Origin of the sequence: uncultured Ralstonia sp., from assembly GCA_913056305.1 — a bacterium.
In the GTDB taxonomy this organism is placed as follows: Bacteria; Pseudomonadota; Gammaproteobacteria; order Burkholderiales; family Burkholderiaceae; genus Ralstonia.
The window spans coordinates 53,297-68,168 of sequence record CAJXMR010000002.1 but is presented as its reverse complement, the minus strand read 5'-3'; the positions used below and the strand labels follow the sequence as shown (position 1 = coordinate 68,168).

The following is a 14,872-nucleotide window of genomic DNA, read 5'->3' as shown; positions in this document are numbered from 1 at the left end:
GTGGTGAAACGTCCTCGTGCCGAGGCCTTCGATTTACAATCGTCGCTCGTGGTGCCGGCGGCAAAGGCTTGGCTGGCGCCCCTTCTCGAAAGGAATCGCCCCGTGGCAGTCAAACCCGCCGAGACCCGCCGTCTCTATCTCCAGATCGCCGACAAGCTGCGCACGCTGATCGACCAGCCGGATTTCGCGCCCAACGGACGCTTGCCGTCCGAACGCACACTGGCGGAGCGGTTGGGGGTGTCGCGGCCGTCGGTGCGCGAGGCGCTGGTGGCGCTGGAACTGGAAGGACGGGTCGAGATCCGGATGGGATCGGGTGTCTACGTGTGCGCCGCGCCCGGTGCGCAAGCGGAGGCAACACCGCCGCGGGAGGAACTGGGCGACAGCATGGTCGACATCATGAACGCCCGCTCGGTGATCGAGGGCGCGATCGTGGCCAGCGTCGCGCCGTTCGCCAAGGCCAAGGCATTAAAGGCGCTGCGCGGCATCTATGAAACGATGGCGCGCGAGCTGGACGCCGGGCAGATCCCCGTGCAGGCGGACCGGGAGTTTCACGTCGCCGTTGCCCAGATGACGGGCAACGACGTGCTGGTGCGCACGGTTGCCGCACTGTACGACGAGCGGCACAACCCACTGTCGACCAAGCTGCGCGGCCACTTTGAGAACGAATCCACCTGGGCCGACGCCCTCCGCGAGCACAAGGACATCCTGGAGGCGCTGGAAGCACATGACGCCATCCAGGCCCAGGCCGCCATGCAACGCCACCTGAAGGCCTCGGTCGAGCGCGTCATGGCCCGGCTCAAGCGCGCCTGACCATGACCGCCGAGCAGTTCAAGGGGCACGGCAAGGAGCGCGTGGAGATTGTTCTCACCGCCTGACGTGCAGCGCCTGCGACGGATCAATCGGCCATTGCCGGCAGTGCCTCGCGCCCACCGCCCGCGCCGGGCTGGCGTGCCTCGCCCGCCGGATCGACGCAGATCCGGTTGCGGCCCGCGCGCTTCGCTTCGTACAGCGCCTTGTCCGCGCGTGCACACAGCCGATCGAACGTCTCGCCCGACTGCCAGCTGGCCAGGCCGCCGCTGAGCGTGTATTGGCACGGCGCGCTACCGACCATCACGGCTTGTGCCGCAGCGGTACCGCGCAAGCGTTCGGCCAGGCTGACCGCGCGCTCGACATCGGTGTCGGGCAGCAGCAAGGCAAACTCTTCGCCACCCAGGCGGCCCAGCGCATCGGCCTGCCGCAGCTGCGCGTGCGCCATCCCCACGAAGGCACGCAGCACGCCATCGCCAGCGGCGTGGCCCAGCGTGTCGTTGATGCGCTTGAAATGATCGAGGTCGATGATCAGCAACGACAGCGGCTGGTCGAGCAGGCTCGCGCGGCTGATCTGGGCCCGGGCCAGCGTCTCGAACCCCTTGCGCGAGAGCGCGCCGGTCAGGAAATCGCGGTTGGCCGCATCGCGCGCATCAGCCAGCAGCGCATCGTGCACCATCATCATGGCGCACATCGACAGCACGGGCATGAGGCCGGTCGCGATCAGCAGCACCACATTGCCCGTGGCGGTAAACATCGACATGCCGGGCGTGGCATCCAGCGTCACGAAATAGAGGCCGCGCAACAGCTGACACACCCCGAAGATGACGGCCATCAGGGTCGTTGCACGATAGGGATAGGCAGAACGGCCCGCCGGACGCTGGCGCAGCACCAGCACCACCGCCAGGCAGATCACCGCAGAAAACAAGGTGGTGAAGAACACGCGCAATGGGATGCTGTCGACCCCATAGCGCCAGTACACCACCGCCGCGCCCACCGCCGCCACGCCGGTCAGCATGCGCGGCCAATGCGGATTGCGCTCCAGGAAGCGCGCGCAACCCGCGTAGTACGCCGCTGCGCCCAACGCCAGCAGCACGTTGGCGACGACGATGGAAAACACGTCCGAAATGTGCCCGCGCAGCAGGATCATCGGCAGCGCGACCACCACGCACAGGTTGGCGGCAAACCACTCCTGCACCCCATGCTTGCCTGAGCGCAGCAGCGAACCCAGCAGCACCAGCAGCACCAGGCTCATCAGCGCGGAGGTCGTAATGACGACGGCGGGGTCTAGCATCCGGAGGCCCGGCGGACCGGTTCAATTGAAGTCCGGCCGATTCTACGTGACGTGTTTGACGTTGGGCATCACCGGCCCGGGGGGATGCCGAAGGCCAATGCCCAGCCTGCGGCCCCTTCCCGCCCACCTCGATGAAGCCTCGGCCGGTAGCGTGGATCTGTTTCAACATTGCAACTGATTGGCCGCCCTGGCATGGCGTGCAGCCATCCGCCACGAGCCAACCTCAATCTCCGCGACCGATGGCACGACTTATGCGCGCACCGGCAAGATGATGATCATTGTCTTGCCACCGCATCGGAGGTGACCAAAATGCGGCTCGCGCGCTGGTTCGTCGCTCTCATCTGCATTGCGTTCTCCGCCTGCCAGTCGACGCCTGCCGACGTTGCGCGGACGTGGAGCCTGCCCCCAGGCGTCAAATTCCTGCGGGTCAATGGCTACGACATGGCGTATGTGGAACGGGGCGCCGGTGTTCCCGTTGTTCTGGTGCATGGCTCCCTTTCAGACTACCGCTACTTTGCGGCGCAAATGGAACCATTCTCGGCCCGGCATCGCGTGATCTCCGTGAGCCTGCGGCACTACTACCCGGAGCATTGGGACGGCAACGGGAGTGATTTCTCCTACCAGCAGCATGCCGCCGATGTCGCGGCGTTCATCCAGGCACTGAATGCAGGCCCCGTCCATCTGATCGGGCACTCAAGGGGAGGCACCGTCGCCATGTTCGTTGCCAACGCGCACCCCGAACTGGTCCGCAGCCTGGTGATCGCCGAAGGCGGGCGCAATGTCCGCGCGTTCATGCCGACCGACCCGAAGTATGCCGAAGAAGCAAAAGCCGCTGCCGCGCTCTCCAGGCAGGTGCTGGAACGCCTCAATCAGGGTGACATCGAGGGATGGGCTTTCGATGTTTGCCGCCTCAGTGAACGGGCCCCGCGCCTGGGAGGAAAAGTATCCGGAGACGGCCAAGCAGGCCTACCGCGACAACGCCTGGACGATCAAGGGCGCCGTCAATGAAAACGCCGACGCCTACACATGCGCCGACGCGCAGCGGATTTCCGTCCCTACGCTCCTGCTGGGGGCGGACCAGAGCCCGGTCATCTTTCATGTGGTCATGGACAACATCGCCCAGTGCATGAAAGCGCCGGAGCGCAAGCTGGTGGAGCATTCCGCGCATAGCATGCCGCGGCTTAACCCGCCTGGGTTCAATCAGGCGGTACTGGGGTTCCTGGCGGCGCATTGACGACGCGCGCTGGGATGCTCAGCGTGCTCGCATCTGGCGGCGGGATGGGGAAGCTGCATGATGCGGGCTCAAGTCGACTTGAGGTCAAGGGGGTGCCGCCAGACTGTGTCCGGACTGATCAGACACCCTCGCCAACTGACGCAGTTGGCAAGCCATCGCGCAAGTCATCGCTTCCGCAGGCTCAGTGGCCAAGACCGCTCTTGGCGATCTGCTGCTCCACGAATTGCGCGAACAATGCATGCGCATGCGTGGACGGATGCAGGTTGTCGGCAAACACGTAGGTCTGATCGGCATTGGCCGTCACGTAGGTCGCTGGCGAGCACAGCAATGCCGTCGCATGGGGCGTCTTCGCAGGGTCGCAGGCAGAGCTGGTGTTTGACACGACGAAGCCATTGGCCTGAAAGGCCGCGATGGTCTGGTTCATCCAGGTATAGGAATCGATCTGGATGACCTTGCCTTGCAGGCCATTGGCTTGCAAGGCGGTGTTCAAGCTCGCGTTGAACATCTGCGATAACTGGGTCAGGTTTGCCCCGCCGTCGGGCGCGGCCAGGCCGGTGGGCGAGAGCCCGATATTCGGAACATTGATCAACACGACGTGCGTGGCGCCGCTCTGGAGGATCTGTCCGACCACTTGCACGAGCGTGGTCGCCGCCGTCTGCACGGTCGGCGCCGCGGCTGGCAGGGCTCCGGCGCGCAGCACGTCGTTCGAGCCCGCCCAGACCAGCACCAGTTGATTGGCATTGAAGCTTCCGTGCGCAGCCAGGTAGCTCGAAACCTGCTGATTGACGGGCATTTCCACATTGCCGATCACATCGGTCAGGAAGTCATACAGGTTGGCCGGCGTCGCAACCGTCGAACCACCCTCCGCGTAGCCGAGTCCGCCCTGCGCAGTCAATGCACGTGTGAGGTCGATCGTAAACGCCGCGCTCAACGTGTCGCCGTAGTATTGCGCGACATCTTGCGTCCACACTTGCCCCGGGTTGGTCGTGAAACGCCCGCCACCCGCCGCGTTCGCGATTGGCGCATAGGTCCCGACGTCCGACAGGCTGTCGCCGAATGAGACCACTTGCAGCTGAACGCCACCCGGCGGGGCAGTCATGCCACCGCCATTGCCCGAGCCTGCTCCACCCCCACCGCATGCGGCAAGCAATGCAACCGCCGCGGCAAGCATTGCAGCGCAAACCTTGTCATGGATTCCTTGCATGGCGCCTCCCCTTCGGCCGGCTGGGCAGTTGCGCTCACGTGACGAGCCGATCGTTCTTGCGATGCGCGCCTTCGTTGGGCACGGAGGATGTGCGTGTCGCCCTGCTCTCGCCATTGCTGCGGGCACAGATGCAGCCGGCCCTGCTACAGAGTAGTCCACCGCGGCCAGTGCATCAGGATGCCCATCGCGCTCGCCCAACACAACGCTGCGGCCCATCCGGCGCCGCTACGCGGTATTCAACCTTTGACATGGATTCTTCATTCGCGCGTCCTTTACTTGGCGCTGCGCAGCCCCCCTTTGCGCCCGCAAACCTGGATGGAGGTCCCCGTTATGCAGCCCAAGTTCCGGAAAGTGATCCATGTCATGGCGATCAGTGCCGCGGCAATCGCACTCGTGCCAGCGCCCCGCGCATTCGCAGACAGCACGCCGCCCACCGCAACACCGATCAAGCACGTGATCATCGTGATCGGCGAGAACCATACCTTCGACAATCTCTTCGGCGGCTACAAGCCCGGCAAGGGTCAGATGGTCCACAACCTGCTCTCGCAGGGCATCATCAACGCAGACGGCAGCCCCGGCCCGAACTTCTCGAAGGCGGTTCAGCAGCAGGCGGGCAATACGAGCGTCTACCGCATCGACCCGGCGATCACCGGGCCCTTCTCCTTCCTGCCGCAACCGCAGACCACCTATGCAACGGGCCTGCCCCCCGGCGTGCCCGACGTGCGCTTTCCCGCCAATTTGAAACCCGGGCCGTTCCAGATCACCAAGTACGTGCCCTACGACTCCTTCGTTGGCGACCCGCCGCACCGCTTCTTCCAGATGTGGCAGCAGGTGGACGTTGGCAAGCACGATCTGTTCGCCTGGGTCGGCGTCGTCACCGGTATCGGCCCCGACAACGCCTTCAACCCGCCCAGCTACGGGCCGAACAACACCATGCAAGGTGGCGAAGCGCTGGGCTTCTACAACATGAGCACCGGCGATGCGCCCAAATTCCAGAAGCTGGCCCGGCGCTATGCGCTGAGCGACAACTACCACCAGGCGATCATGGGTGGCACCGGGGCGAACTTCATGGCCATCGCCACAGGCGACGTCGCGTATTTCAATCAGAACGGCACCCCGGCCAAACCGTTCGACAACCAGATCGAGAATCCGAATCCGAAGCCCGGCACCAACAACTGGTACACGAAAGACGGCTATACGGGCGGCTCCTACGTGAACTGCAGCGACGCGAGCCAGCCGGGCGTGGGCGTCATCATGAGCTTCATCAAGAGCCCGCCGGGCCAACCGTTCCGCAACGGCAATTGCGACGCGGGCCGGTATTACCTCGTCAACAATTACGGCCTCGGCTACACCTTCGACGGCAAGGCCAAGCCGCTCGGCGCGACGCAGTTCACGCTGCCGCCGCAGACCATACCGACCATCGCAGACGCCCTCTCGGCCAAGAAGATTCCATGGAAGTGGTACAGCGGCGGCCGCGAGCCGACCAAGACGACCGCCGAATACTGCGGCATCTGCGATCCGTTCACCGGCTTCGCGTCGATCATGACGACGTCGCTGAAAGGCAATCTGCAGGGCGTACCCGAGCTCTACAGCGATCTGATGCATGCCGACCAGTTCCCGTCGGTCGCCTTCGTGCGTCCGTTCGAGAGTCAGGCTGGGCATCCGGCCAACGCCAAGATGTCGGAGTTCGAGAATTTCGTCGCCGACCTGGTGGACCGCGTCAGGAGCAACCCACAACTCTGGAAGCAGACCGCGGTGCTCATCACAGTGGATGAAGGAGGAGGCTACTACGATTCCGGCTACATCCAACCGGTGGACTTCTTTGGCGATGGCACCCGCATTCCGTTGCTGGCGGTGTCGCCCTGGGCCAAGAAGGGGCACGTGGACCATACCTACGCGGACCATGCCTCGTTGCTGAAATTCATCGAAAAGAACTGGGGCCTGAGCGCCTTGTCGGGGCGCAGTCGCGACAATCTGCCCAATCCTCGGCACGAAGATGGGAACAGGTACGTCCCCAGTAACCGCCCCGCCATCGGCGATCTGATGACCCTGTTCGACTTCGATCATGACGGCGATCAGGGGGATGATCACGACAACTGAGCCTGGATGGCCGATCGCGTTGCAAGACTCGATCGGCGCACGGCAGCAGCCGATGTCCGAGGCGCGGGTGCTCTCCCATGTAGGAGAGCACCCGCGCCAACGCGACGAGCGCGCCCACACCGACGCTCAGCCGCCTTGCGACAAGCCGGCGGTGGCAGCCTCGCTCACGCGCAAGAGCAACGTCATGACAAACGACACCGTAAGCAGCCCCGCCAGGAACAGCAGCCCGGCCGTGGTGCTGTGCGTCTGGCCTTTCAGATAGCCAATGGCAAACGGCCCGACAAAGCCGCCGAGGTTGCCCACGGAGTTGATCACGGCAATCGACACGGCCGCGGTGGAGCGCGTCAGGAACAGCGTCGGCAACGCCCAGAACGGCGATTTGAACGCGTACAGGCCAGCCAGGCTCAGGCAGATCATCGCCATCGCCAAGGCAGGGTTGCCGATAAAGCCGGCGCCCACAAAGGCCAGCGCCGCCACGCCCAGCGGAATGGCCGAATGCAACCGGCGCTCGGCATGCCGGTCGGAGCGGCGCGACCACCAGATCATCACCGCCGTTGCAAACACATACGGCAGCATGGCAATCAGCCCAACCTCCGTATGCGACAGCCTGGCCGAGAAGCCTTTGATGATCTGCGGCATCCAGTAGCCGATGCCGAGGCTGCCGCACTGGTAGACGAAGTAGATGAACGACAGGTACAGCACCTTCGGGTTGGCCATCACCTTGAACGTGCCAAGGTGCGCAGCGGCGGGGCGAGCTTGTCTGTCACGCTCCAGTTCGGCCAGCAGCCAGTCGCGTTCGGCTGCCGACAGCCAGCGCGCGTCCTTCGGGCGATCGGCCAGGTAGCAGTAGCAGAGCACGCCGCCGATCACGGCTGGCGCGCCTTCGAGCAGCAGCATCCAGCGCCAGCCGCTCCATTGGAGCCAGTGGACGTTGTCCATGATCCACGTGGAGAGTGGCGCGCCGATGATGTACGAGACGGGAATGGCGGCGGTGAACAGCGCCACCGTGGTCGCCAGCTCGCGCGCGCGGAACCAGTACGTCAGGTAGACGATGATGCCCGGAAAGAACCCGGCCTCCGCCACGCCCAGCAGGAAGCGCAGCACGTACAACTGCGTGGCGCTCTGCACGAACGCCGACACCATCGCCACGATGCCCCACGTCACCAGGATCCGCGCGATCCAGCGGCGCGCACCAAAGCGGTTGAGCATAACGTTGCTGGGCACCTCGAACAGGAAGTAGCCGATAAAGAAGATGCCCGAGACGAAGCCGAAGGCCTCGCTGCTGAGCGCGAGTTCCTTGTTCATCTGCAGCGCCGCGTAGCCGATGTTGGCACGGTCAAGGTACGAGATGATGTACAGCACGAAGACGAACGGGAGGATGCGCCAGGTGATCTTGCGCACGATCGCGCGTTCGTCGGGCGCGGCCTGCGCCGGCGTGGCCATCGTGTGCATCGAGGTTTGAGCGTTGGACATGTCGCGCTCCTCAAGCCTGCTGCGCGGAGAACACCATGCAGACCGGGCTGCCGCTCTGCACGCTGATGCCGGTCGGGCGCAGGCGCCCGCTGTGCACGTCGATGGCGAGGGCGACGATGCTGTCGCTGTCTTCGTTCAGCGCGTACAGGAAGCGGCCGCCCGGGGCGATGGTGAAGAAGCGCGGCGTGCGCCCGCCGGTCTTGTCGGCACCCGCGAAATGCAGCAGGCCTGTTGCGGCGTCGATGCGGAACACCGCGATGCTGTCGTCGCCGCGGTTCGATGCGTAGACGAAGCGGCCCGCGGCATCCACCGTGATCTCGGAGGCGCGGCTGTTGCCGGTGAAGGTGTCCGGCAGTGATGGCAGCACCTGCAACGGCGTGAGCGCGGCGGTGGCGCCATCGTAGCCGTACGTGGTGACGGTGGAATCCAGCTCGTTGATGACATAGGCGAAGCGGCCGTTCGGGTGGAACGCCACGTGGCGCGGGCCGGCGCCTTCGCGCGCTGCCACGAAGCTGGGCGCGGCAGGCGTGAGGCGGCCCTCGGCAAAGCGGAAGGCGAAGGTCCGGTCCAGCCCCTTGTCCGGCACGATGATGAAGCGGCCGGTCGGGTCGAACGGGTTGAAATGCGGCTTGGCCTGCTTCTGCTCGAAGCGGTGCGGGCCAATGGGGCCGTCGAGCTTGACCCGTTGCATGACCTCGCCGAGCGCGCCGTCGGCGGCAATCGGCAGCACGGCCAGGCTCGCGCCAATGTGGTTGGTCACCACCATGAAGCGGCCCGACGGGTCGATTGCCAGGTGCACGGGGTTCTTGCCCTGCGTGCTCTGCTGGTTGATGAAGGTGAGCTGGCCGCTTGCCCGGTCGACGGCAAAGGCGCTGATGTCGCTCAGGTCGCCATGCACGGTGTAGAGGCGATCGCCCGCCCGGTTCATCGCCAGGAACGAGGGATTCACCAGGTCTTTCACGAGCTGCACGGGTTCAAGCGCGGCGGTGCGCGGGTCGACGCGGAACACGCTGATCCCGTCGCCGCGGGCGTTGCGCTCGCGCGTAGTGCGCGAGCCCACATAGGCAAACATATCCATGGGTTTTGAAGTCGTTGAGATGAGGTGCGCGCCGGTTGCCACCGAGGCCGCCACTGCGGCCGGCACGCCCGCGGCCGCCAGCGCGCCGGTGGACAACGCGGCCTGCAGCAGACACCGCCGCGAGGGGCTTGGCTCAAGGTGAGGTGTGGGGTCGGCGGGGGCCGGTGTCATGCGTGTCTCCAGGTGTCGTTGTCGGGAATGGCCGGGGTTCGGGTTTCCACTTGATTGCATTTTTCCGTAAACACGTGCAAAAATTCACTCATGGAAAACACCTACCCCCCTCCCCGAGCGTCGGTGAGCGTCGGCGACGTCACCTACCACTACGTCGATCTGCCCGCGATGTTCGGCAGCACGCTCATGCGGCTGCCCGTTGTGCTGAGGCTGCTGCTGGAGAACATGATCCGGAACACAGCAGGTGAGGAACGCCAGCGCGCGGTGAACGGCGTGCTGCGCTGGCTGGACGCCGGCACCAGCGAGGAGGAGATCGCCTTCCAGCCGAACCGCGTGCTGATGCACGACACGACCAGCACGCCCGCGCTGGTGGATATCGCCGCGATGCGCGATGCGCTGGCGGAAGCCGGCGCCGACCCGGCCGCGCTGAACCCGGTGCTGCCGGTGGACGTGTCGGTCGACCACTCACTGGCGGTCGAGCACTACGCGCAGCCCGATGCCGCCACGCGCAATCTGCAGACCGAGATGCGCCGCAACGCCGAGCGCTACCGCTTTCTGCGCTGGGCATCGAAAGCGCTGCGCGGCGTGCGCATCCACCCGCCGGGCACGGGGATCATGCACACCATCAACCTGGAGCAACTGGCGACGGTGGCCACCGTGCAGACCATTGACGGCGCGCCGTGGCTGGTGCCGGACACCCTGATCGGCACCGACAGCCATACGCCGATGGTCAACGGCATCGGCGTGCTCGGCTGGGGCGTGGGTGGGCTGGAGGCGCAGACGGTGATGTTCGGCATGCCGGTCATGCAGCGCATTCCCAACGTGATCGGCGTGCGCCTGCACGGTGTGCTGCCGGCGGGGTCGTCGGCCACGGACCTGGCACTGACAGTGACCAAGGCGCTGCGCGACATCGGCGTGTCGGGCGAATTTGTCGAGTTCTTCGGCCCTGGCGTGGCCACGCTCACGGCGGGCGAGCGGTCCGTTGTCGCCAACATGGCGCCCGAGTACGGCGCCACGACCGGCTACTTCCCCGTCGATGCGCAGACGCTCGCCTACCTGCGGGCGACCGGGCGGTCGGAGGCGGCCATCGCGCAGGTGGAGGCACTGCACCGTCGCGCCGGCCTGTGGTTCGATCCGGACAACGCGCCGCGCTATACGCGCGTGATCGAGATCGACCTGGGCACCGTGCATCTGCACGTGGCGGGGCCACGCCGGCCGCAGGATCTGCTGCCCTATACCGAGACGGGGCGCGCGTTGGCCGCAGTGGCCACGCACCCCCGATCCGATGGCGCCTTGCCCGCGTATCCCGTGGCCATCGCCGCGATCACGAGTTGCACCAACACGTCGGACCCGGCGCAGCTCATCGCCGCCGGTCTGGTGGCACGCCGCGCCCGCGAACGAGGGCTGCGCGTGCCGGCCTGGGTCAAGACCTCGCTGGCGCCGGGATCGCCCGCCGCAGCCGAATATCTGCAGCGCGCCGGGCTCATCGAGGATTTGTCCGCCGTGGGCTTCGACATCGTCGGGTTCGGCTGCACCACGTGCATCGGCAACTCCGGTCCGCTGACCGCACCGATCCAGCACGCCATCGCGCAAGGCGGGGTGGCGTCGGTGGCACCGGTGGCCGTGCTGTCGGGCAACCGCAACTTCCCCGGCCGTGTGCATCCGGACTTGAGCCTCGGCTTCATCATGTCGCCGCCGCTGGTGATCGCGTTTGCGCTGGCGGGCGACGCGGCGCTCGACCTGAGTCGCGAGCCGCTGCAAACCACCGATGACGACACACCTGTGTACTTGCGCGACTTGTGGCCGACGCGTGAGGAGATCGAAGCGCTGGTCCAGCACGGGACGTCGCCCACGGATTACCGCCGCGCCTTCGCCATGGCCACCACCAGCCCGATGTGGGCGGCCATCGACGCACCCGACACCCCGCGCTACCCGTGGGATGCGCAATCCACCGCATTGCGCCGCCCGCCGTTCGCCTCGCTGGACGCCGGCACCCAGCTCGGCGACTACGATGCCCATCCGCTGCTCGTGCTGGGCGACGACATCACCACCGACCACATCTCCCCGGCCAGCGCCATCCCGAAGGAGAGCTTCGTGGCCGAATTCCTGGTCGCGCGGGGGGATGACCGCAACGATCTGAACGTCTTCGCTTCCCGCCGTGGCAACTGGGAGGTCATGGTGCGCGCCGCGTTCTACAGCAAGACGCTGGTGAACCTGCTGGCGCCCGACGTGCCGGTCGCCCACACCGTGCACGCGCCCAGCGGCGAGGTCATGCCCATCCACGAGGCCGCCTGGCGCTATCACGACGAAGGCGCCTCCGTCGTGCTGCTGGCCGGCGCGCGCTATGGCGCGGGCTCGTCGCGCGACTGGGCCGCCAAGGGACAGCGCCTGCTCGGGATCCGGGCGGTCATTGCGGTAAGCTTCGAGCGCATTCACCGTTCCAATTTGATTGGCATGGGCATCCTGCCGCTGCGGTTTCCGGCGGGGGTGAGTCCGCAAGCGTTGAACGTTCGCACGGGCGACACGATCCACATCTCGGCGTTGCCGGAGCGGATCACGCCGCGCTGTGACGTCCCGGTCCGCATCATGCGAGCCGACGGCCGTGTGGACGCCTTCGTCGCCACAGCAGCCGTGGAGACGCAACTCGAGACGGCCTTGCTGCGCCGTGGCGGCGTGATCCCCTCGATCCTCGGCGAGACCTTGGCCGGGCTGGCGGGGCAACCTTCGACCGCCCCCGCTTGAGCGCTGCAGATGCCCGTGCCGCCATGACCTGCGCCATGAAGCACGACCGCCCCATCGCCACGCAAATCGTCGATCTCATCCAGACCGATGGCTTGGAAGTCGGCTCGCACCTGCCCGCCCAGATGATCGCCGACCGGCTGCGCGTCTCGCGCTCGCCCGTGAACGAGGCGCTGGCGCTGCTGCACGAAAAAGGCATCCTGGCGCGCGAGAAGAATCGCGGCTACTTCGTCGCCAAGCCAGTGACGGCGCCCGCTTCGGTGGTCGCCTCCGAACTCGGCCTGGACGAAACCGACCTGGTGAGCCGCGCCTATTTCCAGATCGCCGACGACCGCCTCAAAGGCCTGCTGCCCGACGCGTTTGCCGAGCAAACGATCCGCACGCGCTATGGCTTGACCACCACACAACTCAACGCCGTGCTGGGCCGCATCGCGCAAGAGGGGTGGGCCGAGCGCAAGCCGGGCTACGGCTGGCAGTTCTCGACCATGCTGACCACGCCCGACAGCCTGCTGCAGTCGTACCGCCTGCGGCTGGCGCTGGAGCCAGCCGCGCTGCTGGAGCCCGGCTACCGGCTCGACCCGCGCGTCATCGAGCGGCTGCGCGCGGCCGAGAACCACCTGCTTGCCGGCGGCATCGAAACCGACACCGCCGACCAGCTCCACGACCGCGGCGTGCGCTTTCACGAATCACTGGTCGAGGCCTCCGGCAACGCGTTCTTCGTTGACACCATCCGCCGCGTCAATCGCGTGCGCCGTCTGCTGTCTTACCGCTCGATGCAGCACCGCGAGCGCTATCCGGAACATGCCAGGCAACACCTTGCCATCCTCGACCTGCTCGAACGCGAGCGCAACGAAGAGGCCTCGGTCATGATGCGCGCGCACCTGCGCCACACGCTCGACGCGATCTCCAAGATTTCGAGCATCCTCACTCCCTAGCCGGCCCCCACATGTCTATCGATTCGACCCTGCTTGCCGCCCTGGCACCCACGGGCGCCCTGCGCGCTTCCATCAACACGGGCAATCCGATTCTTGCGGGGTTGGATGCGCAGGGGCAGGCTATCGGCGTGTCCGTTGACCTGGCGCGCACCCTTGCCGAGCGGCTGGGCGTCGAGCTGCAACTGGTGGTAGTCGATGCAGCCGGCAAATCGGTCGATGCCGTCTCGCAGGAGCAGGCCGACATCGGCTTCTTCGCCATCGACCCGCGCCGCGCCGCGAGCATCGCCTTTACCGAGCCGTACGTGCTGATCGAGGGCTACTACCTCGTGCGCGACGATTCGCCCATCCGCAGCAATGCGGAGGTGGACCACGCCGGCACCCGCGTCGTGGTCGGCAAGGGCAGCGCGTATGACCTGTTCCTCACGCGTGAGCTGCAGCATGCAGAGATCGTCCGCGCGCCGACCTCGCCCACGGTGGTGCAGACCTTTCTCGAATCGGGGTGCGAGGTGGCGGCCGGCGTCAAGCAGCAACTCGAAGCGGACGCCGCGCACGTGCCGGGCCTGCGCCTGCTGGGCGAGCGCTTCATGGTGATCCGCCAGGCGATGGGCGTGCCCACCAGCCGGGGCGAGGGCGCTGCGGCCTACGTGGCCCGCTTTGTCGAAGAGATGAAGGCGTCGGGCTTTGTCGCAGCGGCGCTCCAGCGGCACGCCATCAGCGGCGTTTCCGTTGCGCCGTAACCTCGGGGTTCACTCCCGCCAACTGCCGCTCGCCATCCTCGCCAGCAGATCGGCATAGCCCCACCCCAACCCCCGCGCCGCGATCGCCGACAAGCTGTCCTCCGCTTCCCGCCCCGGCCGCCCGGCGCCGGTCATGTTCGGCTTCATGTTCAGATCGAACAGCTTGTAGCGCCCATGCGCATCCGCGCGGCAATCGATGCGGATCGGCGCGCGGGCGCCAACCAGCGCATAGGCGCGCAGGCAATCGCCGATGAGCGCGCGCACGGCGGGCGCTTCGGCTTCTGCGGGGGTGAGGACGGCGCTGTTCTGCGTGACGGCCACCACGCCGTTGTAGGGTGCGACGCCGTCGTCATGGTTGAAGCGGCGCACCGGCGGCAAGGCGCTGGCGATGTCGCTGCTGTAGGGCGCGGGCAGATCGGCCTGACGGGGCATCACTGTCACGGTCAGCTCCTGCCCGTCGAGAAATTCCTCGACGATGAGCGCATTGCCAAACGCCCCGCCGTCGAGCAGCGCACGCGTGGCCCCGTGGAACGCCGCCAGGTCGCGCACCAGCGTCACGCCCTGGCTGCCGCGCCCGCGTACGGGTTTGACGATCAGCGGGAAGGCGAGGCCCAGCGTGCGCAGCATGCCGGCGTCGATGGCGTGCACGGGCGGCACACCGTCGATCGGCTCGTGGCCGGCCAGGCAGGACGCGGCCACGGGCAAGCCGTGCGCACGTAGCAACGCGTTGGTGGCGAACTTGTCGTCGACGTCCTGCTGGCGCCTGGGGTGTTGCCCGACCACCCAAACCTTGTGCAGGACGTCTTCAAGTGGATGCCCCGCGAACAGCACGGTGTTGGCCCACAGCAGCGTGGCGCCGCGCGCAAGCGCATCGGCAATGCCCTCGGCGGTGTCGGGAAACACCCAGTCCATCGTCCGCGCGGGGTCGGGCGCGGGCACCGGTGTGAGCAGGTCGTAGCCGGCCTGCCGCAGCGTGAAGCCGATATCCGCGCCGCTGTCGGCATAGCCGCCGGGCTTGGCGTCCTTGCGCAGGCCGTCGATTACCGGCGGCGGCAGCGCCTGGTACAGGATGGCGATGCGCGGGCGATCAGGCCGCATGC

General features: G+C 66.5%; 12 protein-coding genes. 7 read left to right on the top strand and 5 right to left on the bottom strand.

The genetic code is table 11. The annotated features are described in order from the left end of the window. Nucleotides 1-102: 102 nt before the first annotated feature. Nucleotides 103-810, top strand: coding sequence for a FadR/GntR family transcriptional regulator (locus QZ609_RS00950; protein WP_295489836.1), 708 nt, complete (start codon nt 103-105; stop codon nt 808-810). A gap of 85 nt (nt 811-895) precedes the next feature. Here the strand turns inward: QZ609_RS00950 and QZ609_RS00945 are convergent, their stop codons facing one another. After that, entirely contained in the window at nt 896-2,101 is a 1,206-nt protein-coding gene (locus QZ609_RS00945) for a GGDEF domain-containing protein (protein WP_295489789.1), read from the bottom strand. Nucleotides 2,102-2,410: 309 nt separating this feature from the next. Between QZ609_RS00945 and QZ609_RS00940 the strand changes: the two genes are divergently transcribed. Then, nucleotides 2,411-3,109, top strand: a complete 699-nt coding sequence (locus QZ609_RS00940; RefSeq protein ID WP_295489786.1) for an alpha/beta hydrolase — start codon at nt 2,411-2,413, stop codon at nt 3,107-3,109. Next, nucleotides 3,015-3,335 carry an alpha/beta hydrolase gene (locus QZ609_RS00935; RefSeq protein ID WP_295489839.1) on the top strand — a complete coding sequence of 107 codons (321 nt, stop codon included), beginning with the start codon at nt 3,015-3,017 and terminating at the stop codon, nt 3,333-3,335. The genes QZ609_RS00940 and QZ609_RS00935 overlap by 95 nt, the downstream gene beginning before the upstream one ends. Before the next feature lie 181 nt (nt 3,336-3,516). On the opposite strand, the gene QZ609_RS00930 is transcribed toward QZ609_RS00935, so the two are convergent. Beyond that, nucleotides 3,517-4,539 carry an SGNH/GDSL hydrolase family protein gene (locus QZ609_RS00930; RefSeq protein ID WP_295489833.1) on the bottom strand — a complete coding sequence of 341 codons (1,023 nt, stop codon included), beginning with the start codon at nt 4,537-4,539 and terminating at the stop codon, nt 3,517-3,519. 177 nt (nt 4,540-4,716) lie between these two features. On the opposite strand from QZ609_RS00930, the gene QZ609_RS00925 reads away from it, so the two are divergent. Continuing rightward, a complete protein-coding gene (locus tag QZ609_RS00925; RefSeq protein WP_295489783.1) occupies nt 4,717-6,639 on the top strand; it encodes an alkaline phosphatase family protein in 1,923 nt (640 codons plus the stop codon). A gap of 126 nt (nt 6,640-6,765) precedes the next feature. Here the strand turns inward: QZ609_RS00925 and QZ609_RS00920 are convergent, their stop codons facing one another. After that, nucleotides 6,766-8,112: an MFS transporter gene (locus tag QZ609_RS00920; RefSeq protein WP_295489781.1), complete on the bottom strand. Its 1,347-nt coding sequence runs from the start codon at nt 8,110-8,112 to the stop codon at nt 6,766-6,768. Nucleotides 8,113-8,122: 10 nt separating this feature from the next. Continuing rightward, nucleotides 8,123-9,361, bottom strand: a complete 1,239-nt coding sequence (locus QZ609_RS00915) for a lactonase family protein (protein ID WP_295489778.1) — start codon at nt 9,359-9,361, stop codon at nt 8,123-8,125. A 90-nt stretch (nt 9,362-9,451) separates the two neighbouring features. Between QZ609_RS00915 and acnA the strand changes: the two genes are divergently transcribed. The 3 genes from acnA to QZ609_RS00900 are packed head-to-tail and all read left to right on the top strand — an operon-like array spanning nt 9,452 to nt 13,772. After that, entirely contained in the window at nt 9,452-12,103 is a 2,652-nt protein-coding gene (acnA, locus tag QZ609_RS00910) for an aconitate hydratase AcnA (protein WP_295489776.1), read from the top strand. A gap of 35 nt (nt 12,104-12,138) precedes the next feature. Further along, nucleotides 12,139-13,035 (top strand): GntR family transcriptional regulator, encoded by an 897-nt coding sequence (locus tag QZ609_RS00905; protein WP_295489773.1) that lies wholly within the window; start codon nt 12,139-12,141, stop codon nt 13,033-13,035. Between the two features lie 11 nt (nt 13,036-13,046). Then, nucleotides 13,047-13,772, top strand: a complete 726-nt coding sequence (locus QZ609_RS00900) for an ABC transporter substrate-binding protein (RefSeq protein WP_295489770.1) — start codon at nt 13,047-13,049, stop codon at nt 13,770-13,772. 9 nt (nt 13,773-13,781) lie between these two features. Here the strand turns inward: QZ609_RS00900 and QZ609_RS00895 are convergent, their stop codons facing one another. After that, a complete protein-coding gene (locus tag QZ609_RS00895; RefSeq protein ID WP_295489766.1) occupies nt 13,782-14,870 on the bottom strand; it encodes a biotin carboxylase in 1,089 nt (362 codons plus the stop codon). Nucleotides 14,871-14,872: the final 2 nt, after the last annotated feature.

Bases quoted from the DNA above. Each gene is read 5' to 3' on its own strand.
- QZ609_RS00920 (WP_295489781.1), bottom strand. From the start codon at position 8,112: ATGTCCAACGCTCAAACCTCGATGCACACGATGGCCACGCCGGCGCAG.
- QZ609_RS00925 (WP_295489783.1), top strand. From the start codon at position 4,717: ATGCCCATCGCGCTCGCCCAACACAACGCTGCGGCCCATCCGGCGCCG.
- QZ609_RS00915 (WP_295489778.1), bottom strand. From the start codon at position 9,361: ATGACACCGGCCCCCGCCGACCCCACACCTCACCTTGAGCCAAGCCCC.
- QZ609_RS00930 (WP_295489833.1), bottom strand. From the start codon at position 4,539: ATGCAAGGAATCCATGACAAGGTTTGCGCTGCAATGCTTGCCGCGGCG.
- QZ609_RS00905 (WP_295489773.1), top strand. From the start codon at position 12,139: ATGAAGCACGACCGCCCCATCGCCACGCAAATCGTCGATCTCATCCAG.
- QZ609_RS00945 (WP_295489789.1), bottom strand. From the start codon at position 2,101: ATGCTAGACCCCGCCGTCGTCATTACGACCTCCGCGCTGATGAGCCTG.
- QZ609_RS00900 (WP_295489770.1), top strand. From the start codon at position 13,047: ATGTCTATCGATTCGACCCTGCTTGCCGCCCTGGCACCCACGGGCGCC.
- acnA (WP_295489776.1), top strand. From the start codon at position 9,452: ATGGAAAACACCTACCCCCCTCCCCGAGCGTCGGTGAGCGTCGGCGAC.
- QZ609_RS00940 (WP_295489786.1), top strand. From the start codon at position 2,411: ATGCGGCTCGCGCGCTGGTTCGTCGCTCTCATCTGCATTGCGTTCTCC.
- QZ609_RS00895 (WP_295489766.1), bottom strand. From the start codon at position 14,870: ATGCGGCCTGATCGCCCGCGCATCGCCATCCTGTACCAGGCGCTGCCG.